Source organism: Reyranella sp. (genome assembly GCF_017305915.1).
GTDB lineage: Bacteria > Pseudomonadota > Alphaproteobacteria > Reyranellales > Reyranellaceae > Reyranella.
In genome coordinates this window covers 43,752-66,099 of the sequence record NZ_JAFKJN010000027.1, presented here as the reverse complement: position 1 = coordinate 66,099, position 22,348 = coordinate 43,752, and the positions used below count along the sequence as shown (strand labels likewise).

Sequence of the window (22,348 nt, the reverse complement as noted above, 5' to 3'; positions counted from 1 at the left end):
ACCAAAAACTAACACGGGTGGTTTTAGGGAGTCTCGCGTGAATCCAGCGGTGCTGGAGGTCGACGGCCTGCAGACGCATTTCTTCACGGCGATCGGCACCGTGCGGGCGGTCGATGGCGTGAGCTATTCGCTCAAGCCCGGCGAGACGCTCGGCGTGGTCGGCGAATCGGGATGCGGCAAGAGCGTGTCGGCGCTCTCCATCCTGCGCCTGGTGGCCAATCCGCCCGGGCGCATCGTCGGCGGCCAGATTCGCTTCCAGGGCCGGAACCTGCTCGATCTTTCCGAACCGGAAATGGAGCGGGTGCGCGGCAACGACATCTCGATGATCTTCCAGGAGCCGATGACCTCGCTCAATCCGCTCTACACGGTGGGCGGACAGATTGCCGAAGCCGTGGCGCTGCACCAGGGTCTGTCGCGCAAGGAGGCGTGGGACCGCGCCGTCGAGATGCTGCGCCGGGTCTACATCCCCGAGCCGGAAAACCGCGCCCACGCCTATCCGCACCAGCTTTCCGGCGGCATGCGCCAGCGCGTGATGATCGCCATGGCGCTGTCGTGCAATCCCAAGGTGCTGATCGCCGACGAGCCGACCACGGCGCTCGACGTCACCATCCAGGCGCAGATCCTCGACCTGATGCGCGAGCTGCAGGAGACCACCGGGACGGCCATCGTGCTGATCACCCACGACATGGGCGTGGTCGCCGAGAACGCCGACCGCGTGGTCGTGATGTATGCCGGCCGCAAGGTCGAGGAGGCGCCGGCCGCGGTGCTGTTCGACCGGCCGGGCCATCCCTACACGGCGGGGCTGCTGGGCTCGATCCCGCACCTCGATGAGGTCGCGCGCAGCGGCGCCCGGCGGGCGCGGCTGAACGAGATCAAGGGCATGGTGCCGTCGCTGTTCAACCTCCCGCAGGGCTGCAGCTTCGCGCCGCGCTGCGCCAAGGCGACCGACCGCTGCCGCGAGGCCGCGCCGCCGCTCGAGGAGCATCGCTCCGGCCACTTCATCGCCTGCTGGAACGCCGCATGAGCGAAGCCCTGCTCGAGGTCCCCCTTCTCGAGGTGAGCGGCCTCAAGAAGCATTTCCCAATCTACAAAGGTGTTTTCTCCAAGGTCTCCGGCTACGTCTACGCCGTCGACGGCGTGTCGTTCCGCATCGGCCGCGGCGAGACGCTGGGGCTGGTGGGCGAGAGCGGCTGCGGCAAGTCGACGGTCGGGCGGACTCTGCTGCGCCTGCTCGAGCCGACCGCCGGCACGGTCAAGGTCGCGGGCGAGGACATCACCCATCTCGAGGGCGAGCGCCTGCTGCCCTACCGGCGGCGCATGCAGATGATCTACCAGGACCCTTATGCGTCGCTGAACCCGCGCATGACGGCGGGCGAGATCGTCGGCGAGCCGATGGTGGTGCACAGTGTCGGCACGCCTGCCGAGCGGCGCGAGAAGGTGGCGAGCCTGTTCGATCGCGTCGGCCTGCGGCCGGAATCGGCCGGCCGCTATCCGCACGAATTCTCGGGCGGCCAGCGCCAGCGCATCGGCATCGCCCGCGCGCTGGCACTCAATCCCGACCTGATCGTCGGCGACGAGCCGGTGTCGGCGCTCGACGTCTCGATCCAGGCGCAGATCATCAACCTCTTGATGGACCTGCAGGACGAGTTCGGCCTGTCGTACCTCTTCGTCGCCCACGACCTGGCGGTGGTCGAGCACATCAGCCACCGCGTCGCGGTGATGTATCTCGGCCGCATCGTCGAGATGACCGACCGCAAGAGCCTGTTCGAGATGCCGCTGCATCCCTACACGGAAGCGCTCTTATCGGCGGTGCCGATCCCCAAGGCGTCGGCGCGCGGCCGCAAGCGGGTGATCCTGACCGGCGACGTGCCGAGCCCGATCAACCCGCCCTCGGGCTGCCATTTCCACGCCCGCTGCCCCTACGCCATGGCGCGCTGCAAGGTCGAGGCGCCGGCGCTGCGCGAGGTCGTCCCTGGCCATGTCGCCGCCTGCCATCTCCACGATGGCGGCGTGAAGTTCCCGCTATCGGCCTGACGTCGCGTCGTCGACACCGGCTCTGCCGTAGCCAGGACCGAGCTTGTCGAGTTGCAGTCGGCCGCCGACCGCCCAGTTCTCACGCTCGACTTCGTCGATGATGAGGGTCACCCAGTCGGGCGGCACGTCGAGAGCCCCTGCGACCGCCGTGGTTACGGCATCGGCAAGCGCCCGCTTCATCTCCAGTGGACGACCCTTTTCCATCTGAATGGTGACGACAGGCATGACTCCCTCCGGCATCGAGGAGACATGAGACGACGCACTTGGAATTCAAGCAGGGTAATTGCAGTCTATCGTCCGCCGCGTCCGCACGCGTCCGGCCTGGGGGGGTGGGGGCGGATTCCCGGACTCGCGTCAAAAACCCTTATGGAATCGGCATCGGAGGTGTCCGGGAGTCCGCCGGATTCCGGCCGGACGGCTCTACACCGAGCCGCGCAGGCGCGGGTCGAGCAGGTCGCGGATGCCGTCGCCGAGCAGGTTGAAGGCGAGCACCGTCAGCGTGATCGCGGCCCCCGGGAACAGCACCAGCCACCACGGCGGCACCAGGCCGGCGTTCAGCGAATCGGCCAGCATGTTGCCCCAGGTCGGCGTCGGCGGCGGGATGCCGACGCCGAGGAAGCCGAGCGACGCCTCGATCACGATGGCGACGCCGAGATGCGTCGTGGCGAGGATGAGATAGGGCGCCACGCACTGCGGCAGGATGTGGCGGAACATCAACCTGACGTGGCTGGCGCCGATGCCGCGCGCCGCCTCGACATACTGCATCTCCTTGAGCGACAGCACGACCGAGCGGATCACCCGGCCGCCGAACGGGATGCGGGTGATGGCGATCGCGGCGATCACCGTCGCCATGCCGCCGCCCAGCGCCATGGCGATGGCCATCGCCAGGATCAGGTCGGGGAAGGATTGCAGGAACTCGATGACACGCTGACTCGCCATGTCGAAGCGGCCGCCGAAATAACCGCAGGCCAGGCCCCACAACGCGCCGACCGTGGTGCCGAACAGCACCGCGCCGAACGCGACCATCAGCGAGATCTGGCTGCCGTGGATGACGCGGGAGAGTGTGTCGCGGCCGATCTGGTCGGTGCCGAACCAGTGCTTCTCCGACGGCGGCTTCTGCATGGCGCGGAAGTCGGACTTGAGCGGCGGGTAGGGTGCCACCACCGGCGCCGTCGCCGCCATGGCCACGATCAGCGCGGCGATTATGCCCCAGAAGGCCGAGAGCGGCGCGCGGCGGACGAGGCTGCCGATGCGGCGCCAGGCGGCGCGCCAGCGCGGCGGGCTGAGGGACGGGGCAATGGCGGTCATCTGAGGCGAATCCGGGGATCGAGGAAGGCGATGGTGACGTCGATCAGGATGTTCAGCAGCACGAACACCGTGGCGTAGAGGAACACCAGGTTCTGCATCACGAAGATGTCGCGCTCGTTGACCGCGATGAACATCGCGAAGCCGAGGCCCGGCGTGGCGAAGGCGCGCTCGACCGGGATCGAGCCGGCGAGGACCAGGCCCATCAGCACGCCCGACAAAGTGATCACCGGCAGCAGCGCGTTGGGCAGCGCGTGCCAGGCGATCACCAGCCGGCCGTTCAGCCCCTTGGCGCGGGCGGTGCGGACGTAGTCCTCGCGGATCACCTCGAGCAGCGCCGAGCGGCCCATGCGCGCGATGTAGGCGGCCTGGCCGAGGCCGAGCACGACCGCGGGGCCGATCACCAATTCGAAGTTGGCCTTGGGGTCGACGAACAGCGCGGCGCCGGTCAGCGGCGCGCGATAGCCGAACCAGAACAGCAACCCGAGCACGATCAGCATGCCGATCCAGAAGCCCGGCACCGCGAGGAACAGGATGCTGAGGAAGCGGGCGGTGCTGTCGGCCACCGTGTTGGGCTTGAGCGCGCTGACGATCGCCACCGGGATGCCGACCAGCCACGAGATCACCACCGACAGCAGGGCGATCTCGGCGGTCAGCGGGCCGCGCCGCAGCAGCATGTCGGCGACGTTCTCCGAGCGGAAGAAGGAGCGGCCGAAATTGCCCTGGGCGATGTCCTTCACCCAGGCGAGGTACTGCACCCAGAGCGGGTCGCTGAGGCCGAGGTCGCGCATGTAGTTGGCGCGCTGCTCCTCGGTCAGCTTGGTGAAGCCCTCCGGCCCGAAGATCGCCACCAGCGGGTCGCCGGGCAGCACGCGCATGATGACGAACACCATGATCGACACCCCGACCACGGTGATGGCGCCGAACGCCAGTCTGCGGGCGATGTAACTATACATTGCGCCTCAAGACGTTAGCCTCCCTTAGGCCATTTATCGCAGGCCATTAGGCCCGTTCTTGTTGTGCCCATCATAGGGCCGGATTAAATGTCGGCCAGCACTTTTGCCCAACTGAAAGCCCAAGGAACATGAGGCCCCAGAACATTGCCGTGGTCGGCGCGACCGGCGCCGTCGGCGTCGAGATCCTGCGCGTTCTCGAGCGTCGCAACTTCCCCGTCGCCAGCCTCAGGCTGCTGGCCTCGAAGCGCTCGGCCGGCAAGACCCTGGAGTTCAAAGGCAAGCCCCACACCGTCGAGGAGCTGACCGCCGCGGCGTTCAAGGGCGTCGACATCGCCTTCTTCTCGGCCGGCGCCACGCGCAGCCGCGAGTTCATCCCGGCGGCCAAGGCGGCGGGCGCGGTGGTGATCGACAACTCGTCGGCCTTCCGCATGGACCCCAACACGCCGCTGGTCGTGCCCGAGGTCAACCCGGGCGACCTGCGCAAGCACAAGGGCGTGATCGCCAACCCCAACTGCACGGCGGCGATCCTCGCCGTCGCGGTGTGGCCGATCCACCAGACCGTCGGCATCCGCCGCATCATCGTCTCGACCTACCAGTCGGCATCGGGCGCCGGCGCCGCAGCGATGCAGGAGCTCGAGGAGCAGACGCGCGAGTATGCCGGTAGCCAGGAGATCACCCACTCGGTGTTCCCGCACCAGATCGCCTTCAACGTGTTCTCGCACAACACCAAGGTGGCCGACAACGGCTACAACGAGGAAGAGAACAAGGTCGTCGAGGAGACGCGCAAGATGTTCCATGCGCCCGACCTGCCGATCGTGCCGACCTGCATCCGCGTGCCGGTGCTGCGCGCGCATGCGGAGTCGATCGTGCTGGAGCTCGAGGCGCCGATGTCGCCCGAGGAGGCGCGGGCGCTGCTCGCCCGCTCGCCCGGCATCAAGATCGTCGACGATCCGGCGGCCAACCACTTCCCGATGCCGCTCGAGGCGAGCGGCGATCTCGACGTGCATGTCGGCCGCATCCGTCGCGACGTCAGCAACCCGAACGGGCTCGCCCTGTTCGTGGCCGGCGACCAGCTGCTGAAGGGCGCCGCCTGGAACGCCGTGCAGATCGCCGAGGAACTCGCTAAGCTCGAGGTTCTCGCGGCCGAGTAACAGGGGGTTCCACACGATGGCGCCGCAGAAACGCATGATGCATCTCGGCGCCTTCGTGCACGAGACCGGCCAGCATGTTGCCGCCTGGCGGCATCCCGAGGCGCACTACCATTCCGGCGTGCGCTTCGCCGACATGGTCGAGACCGCGCAGCTCGCCGAGCGCGGCAAGATGGATTTCCTGTTCCTCGCCGATTCGGCGGCAGTCGATCTGCAGGGCAATCCCGATGCGCGCGGCCGCATGGGCAAGGTGGTCAAGTTCGAGCCGATGACCATCCTGTCGGCGCTCGCCGCGGTCACCAAGAACCTCGGCTTCGTCGCCACCTCGACCACGACCTTCAACGAGCCCTATACGCTCGCCCGCCAGTTCGCCTCGCTCGATGCGATCAGCGGCGGCCGCAGCGGCTGGAACCTCGTGACCTCGAACAACGAGCAGGACGCGCTGAACTACAGCCGCGACCAGCACATGGGCCACGGCGACCGCTACGAGCGGGCGATCGAGTTCGCCGAGGTGGTGCAGGGCCTGTGGGATTCGTGGGACGACGACGCCTTCATCCGCGACAAGGACTCGGGCGTCTTCTACGACACCACGAAGATGCATGTGCTGAACCACAAGGGGAAGCACTTCCAGGTGCGCGGTCCGCTCAACGTCGCGCCGTCGCCGCAGGGCCGGCCGGTGCTGGTGCAGGCCGGCGCCTCGGGCACCGGCCGCGACGTCGCCGCGCGCCTCGCCGAGATCGTGTTCACCGCGCAGACCACGCTCGACCAGGCGAAGGAGTTCTACGCCGACGTCCATGCGCGGCTGCCGCGCTTCGGCCGCTCGTCCAACGAGGTGCGGGTGATGCCGGGCTTCTATCCGGTGGTCGCGCCGACCCGATCGCAGGCGCAGGAGAAGTTCGACTACCTGCAGTCGCTGATCCAGGTGCCGGTCGGCGTCGCGGTGCTGGAGCACACGATCGGCGTACACGATCTCGACAAGCTGCCGCTCGACGGTCCGGTGCCGGAGATGCCCGACACCAACGGCCCGCTCAGCCGCCAGCGCCTGCTGCTCGAGCAGGCCAGGCGCGACAAGCTCACCTTCTGGGAGCTCTGCCTCGCCAATGCCGGGCCGCGCGGCCACGTGCTGTCGATCGGCACGCCGGCCCAGGTCGCCGACGAGATGGAGCACTGGTTCCGGGAGGGCGGCGCCGACGGCTTCAATGTCATGCCGGCTTACCTGCCGGGCTCGCTCAAGGATTTCGTCGAGCTGGTGATCCCCGAGCTGCAGCGCCGCGGCCTGTTCCGCACCGAGTACGAGTCGACGACCCTGCGCGGCAATCTCGGCCTGCCCAAGCCCGCCAACCGGCACCACGCGCGCTCCGCCGACGCGGCGGAGTAATTTACGCCGCGCGTTGCGGGAAAGAATTCCCGTCGCCGGGCTGTAGTGTTTTCATCAGGCAGTCTGCCTCGCGGCGTGCACTGCGCCCTGCCTGAGCGCGCGAATCGCCTGAAAAATTCCATGGCATAAGAGTTGCTGCGCTGCAGCGTGTAACAGTCACGCTGAGGTGCATGATGGAGATCGGCGTCTTCATTCCCATTGGGAACAACGGCTGGCTGATCTCGACGACATCGCCGCAATACACGCCGAGCTTCGATCTCAACAAGGAGATCGTGCTGCGCGCCGAGAAGTACGGCTTCGACTTCGCGCTGTCGATGATCAAGCTGCGCGGCTTCGGCGGGCCCTCGCGCTTCTGGGACGACAACCTCGAATCCTTCACCCTGATGGCGGGCTTGGCGTCGATCACCTCGCGCATCGAGCTGATGGCGACGGTCGCCGTTCTCACTTTGCCGCCCGCGCTGTGTGCACGCATGGCGATGACCATCGATTCGATCAGCCACGGCCGCTTCGGCGTGAACCTCGTCACCGGCTGGCAGAAGGCCGAGTACGACCAGATGGGCCTGTGGCCGGGCGAGGAACACTACAAGTACCGCTACGACCTGCTCACCGAGTACGCGACCGTGATGCAGGAGCTGTGGGCGACCGGCCGGTCGGACCTCAAGGGCAAGTACTACACCATGAACGACTGCCGCCTCGGGCCCCTGCCGTCGCGGCAGATCCCGCTGATCTGCGCCGGCACCAGCGATTCCGGCATCGCCTTCGCCTCGAAGTTCTGCGCCTACAACTTCTGCAGCGGCGTGGGCCAGGTCAACGATCCGCGCGACTGCGCCGACGCGGTGACGCGACTCAAGGCCCAATCGGCCGCGGCCGGCACCGACACCAAGGCGCTGGCGCTCACCATGATCATCGCCGACGAGACCGACGCGGCGGCGATGGCCAAGTGGGAGCACTACCTCGCCGGCGCCGACCACGAGGCGATCGAATGGAGCCGCGCCCAGGCGAGCGGCGACAAGTTCGCCGCCGACAACTCAACCGCCGGCCGCATCCGGCGCCGCACCGGCGTGCCGTTCGGCGGCTCGCGGCTGATCGGCTCCTACGCCACGGTGGCGCGCCTGCTCGACGAGATGGCCGAGATCGAGGGGCTGGCCGGCGTGATGCTGACCTTCGACGACTTCGTGATCGGGGTCGAGCAGTTCGGCCAGCGCATCCAGCCGCTGATGCGCAGCCGGGCCAAGCTCGCGGCGGCGGCCTGACATGGACGCGCTGGCGCAGGCGGTCCGCGAGGCGCCGGCAACGGCCCGGCCGCAGCTCGATCTCGAGCTGCGCGGCATCCGCAAGCGCTACGGCGGCTTCACGGCGGTCGACGGCGTCTCGCTCAAGGTGCCGAAGGGCCGGTTCGTCTGCCTGCTCGGCCCCTCGGGCTGCGGCAAGACCACGACCTTGCGCTGCGTCGCGGGCCTCGAGGATCCCGACGACGGCGACATCCTGATCGGCGGCAAGGAGGCGACCCGCGATCCGCCGTGGGAGCGCGACATCGCCATGATGTTCCAGGACTTCGCGCTGTTCCCGCACATGACCGTGGCCAAGCAGGTCGGCTTCGGCCTCGAGATGCTGAAGAAGCCGAAGGCGGCGATCGCCGAGCGGGTCAAGCAGGTGCTGGCGTCGTTCGAGATCGCCCAGCTCGCCGATCGCAAGCCGGCGAACCTGTCGGGCGGCCAGCGCCAGCGCGTGGCGCTGGCCCGCGCCATGATCACCGAGCCGCGCATCCTGCTGCTCGACGAGCCGATCGGCGCGCTCGACTACTCGCTGCGCGAGACCGTGATGCTGGAGCTGAAGCTCTTGCAGCAGCGCACCGGCATCTCCTTCATCTGGGTGACGCACGACCAGAACGAGGCCTTCTCGCTGGGCGACCTGGTGGTGGTGATGAACCACGCCCGCATCGAGCAGCAGGGCTCGCCGGAGGAGATCCTGCAGCGTCCGGCGACCGCCTTCGTCGCGAGCTTCGTGCAGGGCAACAATGTCTTCCACGGCCGCGTGGTGCGGGCCGGCGACGGCCTGTTGCTGGTCGAGACCGCCTGCGGCTCGTTCCTCGTGCCGGGCCGGGGGCCGACGATCGGCAGCGAGGTCTCCTTCTCGGTGCGCGCCGAGCTGATCACCGATCTCCTGGCCGACCCGCATCTCAATCGGCTGGCGGCCCGCTGCACGGCGGTCGAATACTTCGGATCGCTGCGCCGCCACGTCTTCGAGCGGCCCGACGGCGAGGTGATGAAGGTCGACCAGTTCGGCGCGTACGCCGCGCGCATCGTTGCGGGCCAGCGGGTCGAGCTCGGCTGGCGACCGCAGGACACCGTGCTGCACACCGGCTCGGCTGAATGAGCACGATCCGGGCCCGCTCCGCCGCCAGCTACTGGCTGGCCGTTCCGGCGGCGCTATGGATGCTGGGCGTGGTGGTGGTGCCGATCGTGCTGCTGGCCTGGGTGTCGCTGTGGGGCGGCCGCACCTTCTCACCGGCGAGCCCGCTCACCTTCGACAACTACACCAAATTCTTCGCCAACAAGACCTACCTGCAGCTCGCGCTGTCGACGGTCGGCCACACCGCCGTCCTGATGGCCGTCACCGGCGTGCTCGGCTACGGCATCGCCTACTTCCTGACCATGAAGGTCAGGAGCCCGCGCTGGCGGCTGGTGCTGTTCCTGGCCTTCGTCGTGCCGTTCTGGACCTCGACCCTGATCCGCGGCATCGCCTGGGTGCCGTTCCTGGGCGTCAACGGCGTGATCAACCAGGCGCTGATCTTCACCGGCGCCACGCGCAGCCCGATCGAGGCCTTCCTCTATTCGCGCTTCGGCATCTCGATGGCGCAGGCCTCGCTCTACACCATGATGGCGGCGGGCCCGGTCGTGTACATGCTGAACGCGATCCAGCCGGCACTGCGCGAGGCGGCGATGACGCTGAAGGCGCCGCCGCTGGTCGTGTTCTGGCGCATCGTCTTCCCGCTCACCCTGCCGGGCGTGGTGATCGGCCAGGTGCTGGTGTTCCTCAACGTCATGGCCGACTTCGCCACCGTCGCCACGGTCGGCGGCAACAAGCACGCCATGCTGCCCAACCTGGTGCTGCTGTTCTACGAAGGCTCGCAGCATCGCGCCGCCTCGGTCGTCGCGGTGCTGCTGATGGCCTGCATGCTAATCGGCGTGATCGCCGCGCTGCGCGTGGTCGACATTCGCCGCCTCGGGGCCGACCGATGAGGGGAGCCGACCGATGAAGCTCGGCTGGAAGCTCCGCTCCGACATCGTCGGCTGGGCGCTGGGCACCCTGACGGTCGTCTTCCTCGCCTATCAGTGGCTGCCGATCCTCACCCTCGGTCTCTTGTCCTTCGCGGGTCCCACCGGCGGCACGACCTTTCCGATGAACGGCGTCTCCCTCCACTGGTACGCGGAGCTGTGGAAGGCGACGGTGATGAACGACTTCAAGCCGCCGCTGGTGCGCTCCTCGCTGCTCGCCGCGGCGTGCGCGCTCACCACCATCGTGCTGTCGGTGATGTCGGCCCAGGCGATGCGCGGCAGGTTCCGCGGCAACAACTGGTTCTTCTACCTGATGCTGCTCGGCATCATGGCGCCCGGCATCCTGGTCGGCTTCGGCTTTGCCGTGCTGATGCGGCTGCTGGGCATCGAGCTCGCCTGGAACACCACGACCTTCCTGGTGCAGGTGTCGTGGACGCTGCCGTTCGGCTTCCTGACCATGCTCGCGGTCTTCAACCGCTTCGATTCGCGGGTCGAGGAGGCGGCGCTGACGCTCGGCGCCTCGCGGATCACCGCCTTCCGGCGCATCACCTTGCCGCTGATCCTGCCCGGCGTGATCGGCGCCGGCCTGTTCGGCTTCTCGCTGAGCTACGACGAATATCCGCGCAGCATGTTCACGACCGGCCCGGACCAGACCCTGCCGCTCGCGATTATGGCCCAGCTCGACCGCCAGCTGACGCCCGAGATCTACGCCATCGGCACCACCACCACCGCCTTTTCGCTGATCGCCGTGTTGATGTGCAGCTCGGCCCTGTGGGCGATGCGGCGCTCGACCTCGGCCCGGAGATCCTGAAGGAGACAGCCCATGCTGATCAAACGCCGTTCCCTGCTGGCTGCGTCGGGCGCCGCCGCGCTGGCTGCGCCGTCGGTCCTGACGCCTGCCTCGGCGCAGTCCAAGCAGATCTTCCTCGCCGGCGCGAGCTACGACATGCGCGACGCCATCCTCGGCGAATTCGCCAATCGTACCGGCATCACGCCGCGGCCCTTCGTCAGCCCCTCGACGCAGGCGCGCGTCGACCGCATCCGCACCGCGCCGCTCGACTGCGTGCTGCTCGATGCGCCGTTTGCGGCTTACGCCAACAGCGAGAAGCTCCTGATGCCGATCGATACCTCGCGGCTCAAGAACTGGGACAAGATGCATCCGCTGCTCAAGGACGGGCAGGCCGCACCCGGCGCGCCGCTCGGTATCGGCGCCAATCCCGGCCGCATGATGTACCTGGACGAGGCCCGCACGAAGATTTCCTTCATGCCCGGGTTCTTCCAGATGGATTCGATCGGCTACAACGCCGGCAAGATCAAGACTGAGAACAACGAGCTGTCCTGGGGTGACCTGTTCAACCCCAAATATCGCGGCAAGGTCGCGATGTACGGCATCGACTGGCTTGGCATGCTGAATGCCGCCATGGGCATGCAGGCGCTTGGGCTCTTCAAGCCGATCGACATGAGCAGCATGACCGAGAAGGAGGTCGACACCGTCGTCGCCTTCCTCAAGGAGAAGAAGAAGGAGGGCCACTTCCGCGCCATGTGGAAGGCCTACGGCGAGCTGGTGAACCTGATGGCCTCGGAGGAGGGATCGCCGACGCCTGGTGGCCGGTCGTCGTCGAAGTGTCGAGCAAGGGCATTCCGGTGCACTACGCCGTCGCCAAGGAAGGTTATCGCGCCTGGTGCAACGGCTACGGCATTGCCGCGACTTCCAGGAACGTCGACCTCGCCTATGAGTGGCTGAACTTCTGGATGGACGGCTATCCGGGCGCGCAGCAGTCGAAGATCGGCTACTTCTCGACCTCCGGCGGCTACGACAAGTATCTCGAGCCCGACCTGATCAAGCAGGTCTATGGCGGCGTCGGCCGCGACGGCGGCTCGCTCGAGGAGCGCGCCAAGCGGGTCTATGTCTGGAATACCCGGCCCAAGAATCTGGAGTATTATACGGAGAAGTGGAACGAATTCCTCGCCGCTTGATCGGGGGATGCATGGATCTTGGGCTGAAGGGCAAGAAGGCCGTCGTCACCGGCGGCAGCAAGGGCATCGGTCGCGCCATCGCCGACACATTCGCCGCTGAAGGCGCCGACGTCGCGCTCTGTGCCCGCAACGCGGCCGAGGTCGAGGCGACCGTCGCTTCGCTCAAGGGCAGGGGCGTCAAGGCGTTCGGCCGCGCGCTCGACGTCGCCGACGGCGAGGCGCTCAAGACATGGGTTGCCGACTCCGTCGGCGCGCTGGGCGGCATCGACGCGCTGGTCTGCAACGTCAGCGCGCTCGCAGTCGGCGATTCGGCCGAGAGCTGGGAGAAGTCGTTCAAGACCGACATGATGCACACGGTCAACGCGGTCGCATCGGCGGTGCCGTTCCTCGAGAAGTCGAGCTCGCCCTCGATCGTGCTGATCTCCAGCGTCTCGGGCTTCGAGGTCGACTTCGCCGCCGGCTCCTACGGCGCGATCAAGGCGGCGCTGATCCATTACGCCAAGGGCCTGAGCCGCCAGCTCGTCGGCAAGGGCATCCGGGTCAATTGCGTGTCGCCCGGCAACACCTATTTCGACGGCGGCATCTGGCAGAACATCGAGAAGAACATGCCCGACCTGTTCGCCAGCACGCTCAAGGTCAATCCGACCGGCAAGTTCGGCACGGCGGAAGAGGTCGCCAACGGCGTGGTCTTCATCTCCAGCCCGATGGCGAGCCGCATCTCCGGCACCAACCTCGTGATCGACGGCGCCCTCACGGTCGCCGTGTAAGGAGCCGCCGATGCACGGCCATGCCAAGCATACGATCCATCGCGATCATATCCATCATGGCTGGAACAACGCCTTCAAGCCGGTCCTCAAGATCGCACCGGGCGAGACCATCCATTTCGAAACCAAAGACGCCTCGTCGGGTCAGTTGTCGAAGACCTCGACCGCGGCCGATATCGCCAAGCTCGATCTCGCCTTCGTCAATCCGGTGACCGGTCCAGTCTTCATCGACGGCGCCAAGCCCGGCGACGCGGTCAAGGTCACAGTGCTGAACTTCAAGCCGTCCGGCTGGGGCTGGACCGGCAATATCCCGGGCTTCGGCCTGCTCGCCGACCAGTTCCCCGAGGCCAGGATCCATCACTGGAACTACGATCCCGGCCTGACGCCGGCGATGTACGGGCCGGGCGGTCGCGTGCCGCTACGACCGTTCCCCGGCACGATCGGCGTGGCGCCGGCCGCGCCGGGGCTGCACAGCATCGTCCCACCGCGCAATGTCGGCGGCAACATGGACGTGCGCGACATCATCGAAGGCACCGAGCTGCTGCTGCCGGTCGAGGTCGAGGGCGCGCTGTTCTCGGTCGGCGATACGCATGCCGCCCAGGGCGACGGTGAGGTCTGCGGCACCGCGATCGAGAGCCCGATCGACATCGCGCTGAAGCTCGAGCTGGTGAAGGGCGCCCATCTCAAGATGCCGCGCTACACCACGCGGGGTCCGGTCACCGATCATTTCGACAAGAAGGGCTACGAGGTGACGACCGGCATCGGCCCCGATCTGATGACCGGCGCGCGCACCGCCGTGTCGGAGATGATCGACCTGCTCAGCAAGCGCTACGGCTACGCGCCGGTCGACGCCTACATGCTGTGCAGCGTCTGCGCCGACCTGCGCATCAGCTCGATCGTCGACGTGCCGAACTGGGTGGTGTCGTTCTACTTCCCGCGGATCGTGCTCGAGTAAGCTTTCCTCCCCATTCATATGGGGAGGTGTCGGCGTCATGCGCCGACGGAGGGGTCATGAGCCCCACCGTGACTGCGGCTGATGACCCCTCCGTCGCGGATTACCGCGCCACCTCCCCGTATGAATGGGGAGGGATGGCTTCATCTAAGCCGCCACCTTCAGCCGATCCGCCCGCGTCTTCATCAGCGGCTGGATGCGCTGGCCGAACTGTTCCATGCCGATCAGGAAGTCGTCGAAAGTCAGCATGATGCCCTTGGTCGCCGGCACCGCGGCGCATTCGTCGAGCATCTTCGCGACCGACGCGTAGGAGCCGACCAGCGTCCCCATGTTGAAGTTGATCGCGCCCTCGGGGGCGGCGATGCGCATGGCCGTGCCGCCCGCAGCGGCATTGGGATCGGAGTTGGCCTCGCCCGCCATCCAGGCCAGCGCGCCCATGTCGGCGCCTTCGTTGTAGTGCTGCCACTTGGCCATCGCCGCCTCGTCGGTCTCGTCGGCGATCACCATCATCAGCACGTAGTTGCCGACGTCGCGCCCGGTCTTCTTTGCCGCCTCGAGCATCGCGAGGTTGGTCGGTGCATGCGCCGTCGGCGTATTGACGCCCTTGCCCAGGGTGAAGTTGTAGTTGCCGTACGTCGCACCGAACTCCATGCCGCGTGGGCTCTGCCCGGCGCAGACGATCTTCATGTCGGCCTGCGGGCGCGGCGAGAGCTTGCAGTCGTCCATCTTGAAGTATTCGCCCTTGAAGTCGGACGACCCCGTCTCCCAGAGCTCGCGCAGGACGGTGACATACTCGGTCGAGTAGTCGTAGCGCTTGGCGAAGTGCGCCTCTCCCGGCCACAGGCCCATCTGCTCGTACTCCATCTTGGCCCAGCCCGAGACGATGTTGACGCCGAACCGGCCGCCCGAGATCGAATCGATGGTCGAGGCCATGCGCGCCACGATCGCCGGCGGAATGGTCAGCACGGCGACCGAGGCATAGAGCTGAATCCGCTTGGTGACGGCGGCGAGGCCGGCCATCAGGGTGAAGGATTCGAGATTGTGGTCCCAGAACTCGCTCTGGCCGCCGAAGCCGCGCAGCTTGATCATCGACAGGGCGAAATCGAGGCCGTAGTGCTCGGCCTTGAGCACGATCTGCTTGTTGAGCTCGAAGCTCGGCATGTATTGCGGCGAGGTCGTCGAGATCAGCCAGCCGTTGTTGCCGATCGGGATGAACACACCGATATCCATGACGACCTCCTGTACACGCGACACCTGCCGGCGCAGCAAGCGGCATGCCAGCGACCCTTGCATGGAAGTTGCAATGGCCCGGTGAGTTCTACGGGAGGGAAACGTGAAAGCAGTCGTGATCCACGCCACCGGCGGCCCCGAGCAGCTCGGGCTGGCCGACCTGCCCGATCCGGTGGCCGGGCCGGGCGAGGCCGTGATCGACGTGGCCTATGCCGGCTGCAACTGGGCCGACACGCAGGTGCGCCAGGGCATCTATCCGCACGCCATAACCTACCCGATGGTGCTGGGCTTCGAAGTGGCGGGCACCGTGTCGGCGCTCGGCGCTGGCGTGACCAACGTGAAGGTCGGGGACCGGGTCGCGACCTTCCCCGAGAAGGGCGGCGGCTATGCCGAGAAATGCGTTGCCGGCGCGGCGGGCCTGATCAAGCTGCCGGACGCCGTGCCCTTCGATGTCGGGGCGGCCTTCCCGATCCAGGCGCTGATCGCCTGGCACATGCTGTTCAACGTGCATGGCCGGCTGAAGCCGGGCGACACGGTGCTGGTGAACGCGATCGGCGGCGGGGTCGGCCTGATGGTGACGCAGCTTGCCGTCCATGCCGGCCTCGTGGTGATCGGCACCACCGGCACCGCGGGCAAGGAGAAGCGGCCGCTCGGATACGGCGCCTCGCGCGTGGTCAACATCGCCACCGAGGATTTCGAAAGAGCAGTCCTCGACTTCACGAAAGGCAAGGGCGTCGATCTGGCGATCGATTCCTACGGCGCCACCATGCTCGACCGCACCTTCGGCGTGACGCGCGTGATGGGCCACGTGATCAGCATCGGCGAGGCCGAGGGCCAGCCGTTCAAGAACATCCGCGAGCGTATCCTGCCGCGCTCGCAGACCTTCACGCGTTTGCATCTCGGCCATGTCGACCGGAGCTCGGTTGCCTGGGCCGCCGGCGTCGCGCATTGCCTGGAGGGCCTGAGCGAAGGCTGGCTCGAGGTGCCGATCGAGGGCGTGTTCCCGCTCGGCGAGGCCGCCGAGATGCACCGCCGCCTCGAGGGCCGCCATGTCGCAGGCAAGCTGCTGCTCAGGACCTGATCAGGGTCGCCACGCCACCAGCGCGGAGGTCATCACCACCTCCTCGCGGACGTCGGCGAGCGCGGACCTGACTTCCGCCGTGATGGCTGCCGTCCCCGTCTCACCGAGATGCCCGGGCGAGGTGGAGCCCATCGACAATGTCCGCTGCACGAGGGTCTCGACGTCGAGCGGACGGCGTTCGATGACGCCGAACTGCTCCAGCCAGGCGAAGGGCGAATCGAGCAGGACCGCCTCGTGGCGGATCCAGTTGGGATCGTGCGCATGGGCCCCGATCTTGGGCTCGTAGCGGGCGCAGATGTCCTGCCAGGTTTTCAGCCAGGCGTTCGCCGGGATGGCGGGCGCCGAATCCGCGAACAGCGCCACCGCGCCCGCGGGCTCGATCATGCGGTCGAGCCGCTTCAGCGTGTCCACGCGATCCATCCAATGGAAGGAGCGGCCCATGACGACCAGGTGGAACCGGCCGAGCGCCGGGTCGAGCTCGTAGGAGCTGCCCGCGACGAAGCGGATGTTTGCGATTCCGCCCGCCAACGCCCGGGCCGCATTCAGCATCTCCGGCGTGGGGTCCATGGCGACCACTTCCTGGGCGAGCGGAGCGAACTGCCGCGCCAGCGGACCCGGGCCACAGCCGAGGTCGAGCACGCGATGCTGGCGACGCAGGCCGACGACCTCGGCGACACGGCGAATGAGCGCCGGCGCGTAGGAGACGCGGCCGTGTTCGTAATGCGCTGCGGCCGAGCGGTAGCGCTCCGGGTCGTACGGTTGCGGTGTGGGGGCGGTGGTCATTGTGGACATGAGCGCACGGTCAAGCGCCCGTCTGCAAGTCCGGAGGCAAGTCCGGCGGGCGCGGCGGCCTGGGCCGCAGTGCCAGCACCAGCACCAGCGTCGCCAGCAGGCCGAGCGTCGCCATCACCAGGATGGCGCCGCGCGGCCCCATCTCGCGCGCCAGCACGCCGGCGGCGAGGACGCCCAGCGGGCCGGTGCCGATGCACACCGTGACGATGCCCATCAGGCGCGAGCGCACTTCGATCGGCGCCTCGGTCAGCATCAGCGTGGTCTGCATGTTGCCGAAGCCCGCGGTACCGAAGCCGCCGACGAACAGCACCAGCAGCGCCAGCCAGTAGGACGGCGACAGGGCAGCGATCAGCAGCATCACCATGAACATCGCGGCACCGCCGGCGAACATCAGCCGCCGATCCATGCGCATGATGCCGGCCGCGATCAGCGCGCCGCCCAGCAGCGCGCCGGTCGGCTCGGCCGCCGCCAGCAGGCCGACCAGGCCGGGCGAGACCTGGAACGCGGCCAGGCCGAGCGGCGCCACCAGCCCCGAATAGGAGAAAGCGAAGGCATTGGTGACGATGGTGACGCCATAGACCAGCAGGATCACCGGCTTGGTCCTGGCAAAGTGCAGACCCTCGACGATGTCGGCCGGGATGCGCGCCAGCGCCAGCCGCCGCGTCATCTGGCGATGCACCAGGCCCGCGAGCGCGAAGGCGCCGGCGAACTGCACCAGCGCGGTCACCGTGTAGGCGCCCTTCATGCCCAGCCATTCGAAGGTGATGCCGCCCAGCAGCGGGCCGATCATCCGGGTCGCCGCGTTGGTCGAGGAATCGAGCGCGATCGCCTGGATGATGCGCAGGCCGGCGACCTCGCCGACCATGCGCCGCCGCGTCGACATCTCGGTCGACCACATCGTGCCGGCGACGAAGTTGCCGAGCGCGACATGCCACAGCTCGAGATGGCCGGTGGTGGCGAGAGTCGCCAGCACGGTGGCGATGGCGGCCGGCACCAGCAGCGCCAGCATCACGATCAGCTTGCGGTCGACCGCTTCGGAGACGGCACCGGCGAAGGCGCCGAAGAAGAGCTGCGGCAACTGCCGCGCCGCGACGACGCCGGCAACGGCCAGCGCCGAGCCGGTGATCTCGAAGGCGAACAGGCCCGAGGCCAGCATCTCCAGCCAGCGCATGGCGTTGGCGAAGGCGCCGACCAGCCACAGCCGCAGGAAATCGGGCTGCCGCAACAGCGCTCGCAGTGCGGAGCGCTCTTCCGTCGGCTGGGGCGAATCCATTGGGCCGCACGCTAGCGGTGCAGATAATGTGCGGCCAACAAATTCCACAGGAGGAAGCGTATGAATCGGCGTGGCGTGGTGTTGGGCAGTCTCGCAGCGGCCGTGCCATTCCGTGCGGCGCGTGCGCAAGCGGCGTGGCCCAGCAAACCCGTGCGCTTCGTCGTGCCGTTCGCGGCCGGCGGCGGCACCGACACGGTGAGCCGCCTGATCTGCGACCATCTCTCCAAGACCTTCGGCCAGTCGTTCGTGGTCGACAACAGAGGCGGCGCCGGCGGCAATATCGGCACGGTCGAGATCGCGAAGTCGGCGCCCGAGGGCTACACGATCGGCCTGATCTCGGTGGCGAGTCATACGCTCAACCCGATGCTCTACACCAAGCTGCCCTACGATCCCGACAAGGACATCATCGCCATCTCGCGCGTGGCGCTGCTCGCCAACCTGCTGGGCGTGACGCAAAGCCTGCCGGCGGGCAACGTCGCGGAGCTGATCGCGCTCTGCAAGAAGGAGCCGGGCAAGTATTCCTTCGCCTCGTCCGGTCCGGGCACCTCGCTGCACCTGAGCGGCGAGCTGTTCAAGGCGATGGCGGGCGTCGACATCATCCACGTGCCGTACAAGGGCGCGGGCCCCGCCTACAACGATCTGATCGCCGGCACGGTGCACATGATGTTCGCCAACATGCCGTCGATGCTGGGCCAGGTGCGCGGCGGCAAGCTCAAGGGCCTGGGCGTGACGTCGGCCGAACGCTCCAAGGCGGCGCCCGACATCCCGGCGATCGCCGAGACCATCCCGGGCTATGTCGCGACCTCGTGGTACGGCGTCGGCTGCGCCGCCGGCACGCCCGAACCGATCGTCGCCAAGCTCGAAGCCGCGATCGGCGATGCCCTGCAGCAGCCCGAGATCCAGAAGCGCTGGAAGGAAGACCTCGGCCTCGACATGCCGCCGGCGGGCCGCGCCGGCTTCAAGGAGTTCGTCGAGGCCGACCGCAAGGCGTGGGCGCCCGCGGTCAAGGCCTCCGGCGTGAAGCTCGACTAGAGAACCACGCGCAGCGCGGCGAGCAGGCCGAGGGCGGCGACGCCGACGGCGAGGCTGCCGAGCGCGATCGTGCGCAGCGCCTGCACGGGCGTCAGGCCGCCGATGTGCGCGGCGATCCAGAAGAACGGGTCGTTGACGTGGCAGATCGCGATCGAGCCGGCGCCGACCGACGCGGCGGCGAGCGCGCGGCCGTGGGCGCTGTCGAGGCCGAGCGCCGGCAGCATCGGCTCGATCATGCCCGAGGCGGTGAGCACGGCGCTGAGCGAGTTGCCCTGCATCGTCTTCATCGTCGCCGCGGCGAGGAACGGCGCCAGCAGGCCGAGCCGCGGATCGAGCATGTATTCGGCCAGCAGCTCGGCCATGCCGGTCTCGTCGAGCACGCGCGCCAGGCCGCCGGCGGCACCGACCGTGAGCAGCAGCGGCGCCCAGCTCGTGTCGGCCAGCACGCCGGGCTGCCAGCGGCGCGACAGCAGCACCGCCAGCGCGATCGCCAGCACCGCCAGCATCAGCGGCCGGCTGATGCCGGTCCAGAACTCGCGCGCGCCGCCCTTGCCCAGCGGCTCGCTCGGCATCTGCGCGATCGATTGCATGACCAGCAGCGCGATCGGCACCGCGATCGCCAGCCAGCCGGGGGAGAGGCTGCCGGGCTGGCGAGCGTCGCGCGCGAACAGGCCCCAGCCGATTGCTGCCGCGACGATCGCCACGGGCAGCGCGATGCCGGCCATCGTGCGAATGTCGGCCTTGAGCACCGATGCCGCGGCGACGGCGAGCGGCGAGGGCGCAACCAGTGCGTGGACGGCAAGCAAGGCGAGCGCCAGCCCGATCGCGCGGCCCGCCGGCTGCAGCAGCGCCAGCCCGCCGGCGGCCGAGCCGCCGAGTCCGGCAAGCGCGCCGGCGATCGCCGCGGCGGGGCCGGGCAGCGGCTGCTTGATCAGCATGCGGCCGACCAGCGCGCCGGCGACGACCAGCAGGCCGGCCTGCTCGAGCGCGGCGACGAAGCCCAGGCCGAACGCCTTGCCGATCGACTGGGCGGTCATGCCGGCGGCCGCGCCGTAGGCGACCACCACCACCATCAGCGCCAGGAAGGCCGGGACCCGGAGCCGCTGGATCAGGACGAGGACGGCAACGACGGCGACCGGCAGCAGCAGGGCGGCGAGAATCATGCCGCGCGACCATAGGCGCCTGTTACAGTGCCGTCATGCGTTTGCTGCTCGCGGTGTGGATGGCGGTGCTGGCGCTCGCGGCGCCGGCGCCGGCCGAGAGCCGGCTGGTGCGCACCGAGGGCAAGAACTTCATCGCCCCCGACGGCAGCATCCTGCACATCAAGGGCATCAGCTTGGGCAACTGGCTGATGCCCGAAGGCTACATGTTCAAGCTCGAGGTGGCGAAGTCGCCGCGCCAGATCTACGGCGCCTTCGATCGCCTGCTCGGCCCCGAGCACGCGAAGGCCTTCTGGACCGAGTTTCGCGAGCGCTACATTGCCGAGGACGACATCCGCTTCATCAAGTCGGTCGGCTTCAACACCGTACGCATCCCGCTGCACTGGAACCTGTTCATGACCGCCGACGGCACGATGGCGGGGCCGGGCTGGGTGCTGCTCGATCGCGTGGTGGGCTGGGTGAAGGCGGCCGGCCTCTACGCTATCGTCGACCTCCACGCAGCCCCCGGCGGCCAGACCGGCATCAACCACGACGACGGGCCGGGCTATCCGCTGATGTTCTACGTGCCGCGCGACCGCGATCTGACGGTGAAGCTGTGGCAGGCGATCGCGCGGCGCTACGCCGGCGATCCGACGATCCTGGGCTACGACATCCTGAACGAGCCGATCGCGCCCTACCACGACACCGCGACGCTGAACCCGCGGCTCGAGCCGTTCTACAAGCGGGTCACCGCGGCGATCCGTGCCGTCGATCCCGGCCGCGTCGTGATCCTGGCGGCGGGGCAGTGGAGCTCGAGCTTCGACATGTTCGGCCCGCCCTTCGCGGCCAACCTCGCCTACACCTATCATTCGTTCTGGGCGAGCACGAAGCGCGACTCGATCCAGCGCCATCTCAACTTCGCGAACCTCCACGACGTGCCGCTGTTCCTCGGCGAGACCGGCGAGCTGACCGATGACTGGAACGCCGAGTTCCGCACGCTGCACGAGACGCACGGCATCGGCTGGTCGTTCTGGACCTACAAGAATCTCGACACGCCCTCGACCGTGGTGTCGATCAAGCGCCCCGACGGCTGGAACGAGATCGTGGCCTTCGCCGACGGCCGCACGCAGGCGAAGCCGCCGGACGCACTGATCGAAAAGGCGATGGCCCAGTATCTCGACGGCCTGCCTTTCGCCAGGACGACGGTGCGCTGGAGCTACCTGGCGTCGCTCGGATTGAAAGCCGCGCCCTAGCCGTTGCTCTAGACAGCGGTTCTGCCGCCATCGACCGGCAGAACTGCGCCCTGGACGAAACTGGCGCGGTCGGACGCCAGGAACGCGATCGTCTCGGCGATCTCCTCGGGCGCGGCCGGACGCCCGGCCGGCGCCTGCGACGCGAGGTCCTGCAACGCGTCGCCCATCGACGCCGTGCCCTCGGTGCGGGTCGGTCCCGGACTGACCGCGTTCACGCGCACGCCCTTGGGGCCGTATTCGGCTGCCCACGCCTTGGTCAGCAGATTGATGGCCGCCTTGCTCGATCCGTAGAGGCTGAGGCCCGCCGCACCGTAATCGGCCACCATCGTCGAGACGTTGACGATGGCTCCCTTGCCGCGCTGCGCCATGGCAGGCGCAAGCTCAGCGACGAGGAAGTAGGGCACCTTGACGTTGAGGGCATAGACGTCGTCGAACGTCTCCTCGCTCATCTCGTGCGTCGCGCCGAACGGGAAGATGCCGGCGTTGTTCACCAGGATGTCGACATGGCCGCCGCCCAACTCGGCGGCCTTTCGCGCGATTGCGCGAGCGCTCGCCGCGTCGCGCAGATCGAACGAGATGAAATCGGCCTTGCCGCCCGCGGCCCGAATGTCGGCGATCGTCTTTTCGCCACGCGCCACGTTGCGGCCCACGACGATGACGTGAACGCCTGTCTGCGCCAGTTTGCCGGCCACCGCGCGGCCGATCCCGCTGGTCGCTCCGGTGATGAGGGCTGTGGTCGTCATTGGGGTTCTCCTT

The 22,348-nt window shown here is 68.0% G+C and carries 23 protein-coding genes; 15 read left to right on the top strand and 8 right to left on the bottom strand.

Features of this window, described 5'->3' with window-relative positions:
- Positions 1–37 precede the first annotated feature (37 nt).
- Together J0J01_RS25060 and J0J01_RS25055 are read left to right on the top strand one after the other, a co-directional pair.
- On the top strand, positions 38–1,024 hold the full coding sequence (locus tag J0J01_RS25060; RefSeq protein WP_296385703.1) for an ABC transporter ATP-binding protein: 987 nt from the start codon (positions 38–40) through the stop codon (positions 1,022–1,024).
- The gene (locus J0J01_RS25055) at positions 1,021–2,034 is read left to right on the top strand and encodes a dipeptide ABC transporter ATP-binding protein (RefSeq protein ID WP_296385702.1); all 1,014 of its coding nucleotides are present in this window, start codon (positions 1,021–1,023) and stop codon (positions 2,032–2,034) included. The genes J0J01_RS25060 and J0J01_RS25055 overlap by 4 nt, the downstream gene beginning before the upstream one ends.
- Here J0J01_RS25055 and J0J01_RS25050 read toward each other — a convergent pair.
- From J0J01_RS25050 to J0J01_RS25040, 3 genes are all read right to left on the bottom strand, one after another.
- Complete coding sequence (locus tag J0J01_RS25050) at positions 2,023–2,259, bottom strand: tautomerase family protein (protein WP_296385701.1); 237 nt, start codon at positions 2,257–2,259, stop codon at positions 2,023–2,025. The genes J0J01_RS25055 and J0J01_RS25050 overlap by 12 nt on opposite strands.
- A gap of 195 nt (positions 2,260–2,454) precedes the next feature.
- Positions 2,455–3,342 carry an ABC transporter permease gene (locus J0J01_RS25045; protein ID WP_296385700.1) on the bottom strand — a complete coding sequence of 296 codons (888 nt, stop codon included), beginning with the start codon at positions 3,340–3,342 and terminating at the stop codon, positions 2,455–2,457.
- Positions 3,339–4,295, bottom strand: coding sequence for an ABC transporter permease (locus tag J0J01_RS25040; protein ID WP_296385699.1), 957 nt, complete (start codon positions 4,293–4,295; stop codon positions 3,339–3,341). Before J0J01_RS25040 ends, J0J01_RS25045 begins: the two co-directional genes overlap by 4 nt.
- A 128-nt stretch (positions 4,296–4,423) precedes the next feature.
- Here J0J01_RS25040 and J0J01_RS25035 point away from each other — a divergent pair, with 128 nt between their 5' ends.
- The 10 genes from J0J01_RS25035 (at position 4,424) to J0J01_RS24990 (ending at position 13,795) form a co-directional block, all read left to right on the top strand.
- On the top strand, positions 4,424–5,446 hold the full coding sequence (locus J0J01_RS25035) for an aspartate-semialdehyde dehydrogenase (protein ID WP_296385698.1): 1,023 nt from the start codon (positions 4,424–4,426) through the stop codon (positions 5,444–5,446).
- Positions 5,447–5,462: 16 nt separating this feature from the next.
- Positions 5,463–6,821, top strand: a complete 1,359-nt coding sequence (locus tag J0J01_RS25030) for an LLM class flavin-dependent oxidoreductase (RefSeq protein ID WP_296385697.1) — start codon at positions 5,463–5,465, stop codon at positions 6,819–6,821.
- A 173-nt stretch (positions 6,822–6,994) separates the two neighbouring features.
- Complete coding sequence (gene rutA, locus J0J01_RS25025; protein ID WP_296385790.1) at positions 6,995–8,074, top strand: pyrimidine utilization protein A; 1,080 nt, start codon at positions 6,995–6,997, stop codon at positions 8,072–8,074.
- A 1-nt stretch (position 8,075) separates the two neighbouring features.
- A complete protein-coding gene (locus J0J01_RS25020; RefSeq protein WP_296385696.1) occupies positions 8,076–9,197 on the top strand; it encodes an ABC transporter ATP-binding protein in 1,122 nt (373 codons plus the stop codon).
- Positions 9,194–10,063: an ABC transporter permease gene (locus tag J0J01_RS25015; RefSeq protein ID WP_296385695.1), complete on the top strand. Its 870-nt coding sequence runs from the start codon at positions 9,194–9,196 to the stop codon at positions 10,061–10,063. The genes J0J01_RS25020 and J0J01_RS25015 overlap by 4 nt, the downstream gene beginning before the upstream one ends.
- Positions 10,064–10,076: 13 nt before the next feature.
- Positions 10,077–10,910 carry an ABC transporter permease gene (locus J0J01_RS25010; protein WP_296385694.1) on the top strand — a complete coding sequence of 278 codons (834 nt, stop codon included), beginning with the start codon at positions 10,077–10,079 and terminating at the stop codon, positions 10,908–10,910.
- Positions 10,911–10,922: 12 nt separating this feature from the next.
- Positions 10,923–11,843 carry a PotD/PotF family extracellular solute-binding protein gene (locus J0J01_RS25005; RefSeq protein ID WP_296385692.1) on the top strand — a complete coding sequence of 307 codons (921 nt, stop codon included), beginning with the start codon at positions 10,923–10,925 and terminating at the stop codon, positions 11,841–11,843.
- Positions 11,744–12,076, top strand: coding sequence for a hypothetical protein (locus J0J01_RS25000; protein WP_296385791.1), 333 nt, complete (start codon positions 11,744–11,746; stop codon positions 12,074–12,076). The genes J0J01_RS25005 and J0J01_RS25000 overlap by 100 nt, the downstream gene beginning before the upstream one ends.
- An 11-nt stretch (positions 12,077–12,087) precedes the next feature.
- Positions 12,088–12,843: an SDR family oxidoreductase gene (locus J0J01_RS24995; RefSeq protein ID WP_296385690.1), complete on the top strand. Its 756-nt coding sequence runs from the start codon at positions 12,088–12,090 to the stop codon at positions 12,841–12,843.
- Between the two features lie 10 nt (positions 12,844–12,853).
- Entirely contained in the window at positions 12,854–13,795 is a 942-nt protein-coding gene (locus J0J01_RS24990) for an acetamidase/formamidase family protein (RefSeq protein WP_296385689.1), read from the top strand.
- A 144-nt stretch (positions 13,796–13,939) separates the two neighbouring features.
- Here J0J01_RS24990 and rutA (J0J01_RS24985) read toward each other — a convergent pair whose 3' ends face one another.
- Entirely contained in the window at positions 13,940–15,022 is a 1,083-nt protein-coding gene (gene rutA, locus J0J01_RS24985) for a pyrimidine utilization protein A (RefSeq protein WP_296385687.1), read from the bottom strand.
- A 103-nt stretch (positions 15,023–15,125) separates the two neighbouring features.
- On the opposite strand from rutA (J0J01_RS24985), the gene J0J01_RS24980 reads away from it, so the two are divergent.
- Positions 15,126–16,103 carry a zinc-binding dehydrogenase gene (locus J0J01_RS24980; protein ID WP_296385685.1) on the top strand — a complete coding sequence of 326 codons (978 nt, stop codon included), beginning with the start codon at positions 15,126–15,128 and terminating at the stop codon, positions 16,101–16,103.
- Here the strand turns inward: J0J01_RS24980 and J0J01_RS24975 are convergent, their stop codons facing one another.
- Together J0J01_RS24975 and J0J01_RS24970 are read right to left on the bottom strand one after the other, a co-directional pair.
- Positions 16,104–16,886, bottom strand: coding sequence for a class I SAM-dependent methyltransferase (locus J0J01_RS24975; protein ID WP_296385684.1), 783 nt, complete (start codon positions 16,884–16,886; stop codon positions 16,104–16,106).
- 19 nt (positions 16,887–16,905) lie between these two features.
- Positions 16,906–18,168: an MFS transporter gene (locus tag J0J01_RS24970; RefSeq protein ID WP_296385683.1), complete on the bottom strand. Its 1,263-nt coding sequence runs from the start codon at positions 18,166–18,168 to the stop codon at positions 16,906–16,908.
- A 60-nt stretch (positions 18,169–18,228) separates the two neighbouring features.
- Between J0J01_RS24970 and J0J01_RS24965 the strand changes: the two genes are divergently transcribed.
- The gene (locus J0J01_RS24965; protein ID WP_296385681.1) at positions 18,229–19,200 is read left to right on the top strand and encodes a tripartite tricarboxylate transporter substrate binding protein; all 972 of its coding nucleotides are present in this window, start codon (positions 18,229–18,231) and stop codon (positions 19,198–19,200) included.
- On the opposite strand, the gene J0J01_RS24960 is transcribed toward J0J01_RS24965, so the two are convergent.
- A complete protein-coding gene (locus J0J01_RS24960) occupies positions 19,197–20,363 on the bottom strand; it encodes a hypothetical protein (protein WP_296385679.1) in 1,167 nt (388 codons plus the stop codon). The genes J0J01_RS24965 and J0J01_RS24960 overlap by 4 nt on opposite strands.
- A gap of 35 nt (positions 20,364–20,398) precedes the next feature.
- On the opposite strand from J0J01_RS24960, the gene J0J01_RS24955 reads away from it, so the two are divergent.
- The gene (locus J0J01_RS24955; protein ID WP_296385677.1) at positions 20,399–21,592 is read left to right on the top strand and encodes a glycoside hydrolase family 5 protein; all 1,194 of its coding nucleotides are present in this window, start codon (positions 20,399–20,401) and stop codon (positions 21,590–21,592) included.
- An 8-nt stretch (positions 21,593–21,600) separates the two neighbouring features.
- Here J0J01_RS24955 and J0J01_RS24950 read toward each other — a convergent pair whose 3' ends face one another.
- Positions 21,601–22,335: an SDR family NAD(P)-dependent oxidoreductase gene (locus J0J01_RS24950; protein WP_296385676.1), complete on the bottom strand. Its 735-nt coding sequence runs from the start codon at positions 22,333–22,335 to the stop codon at positions 21,601–21,603.
- Positions 22,336–22,348 lie beyond the last annotated feature (13 nt).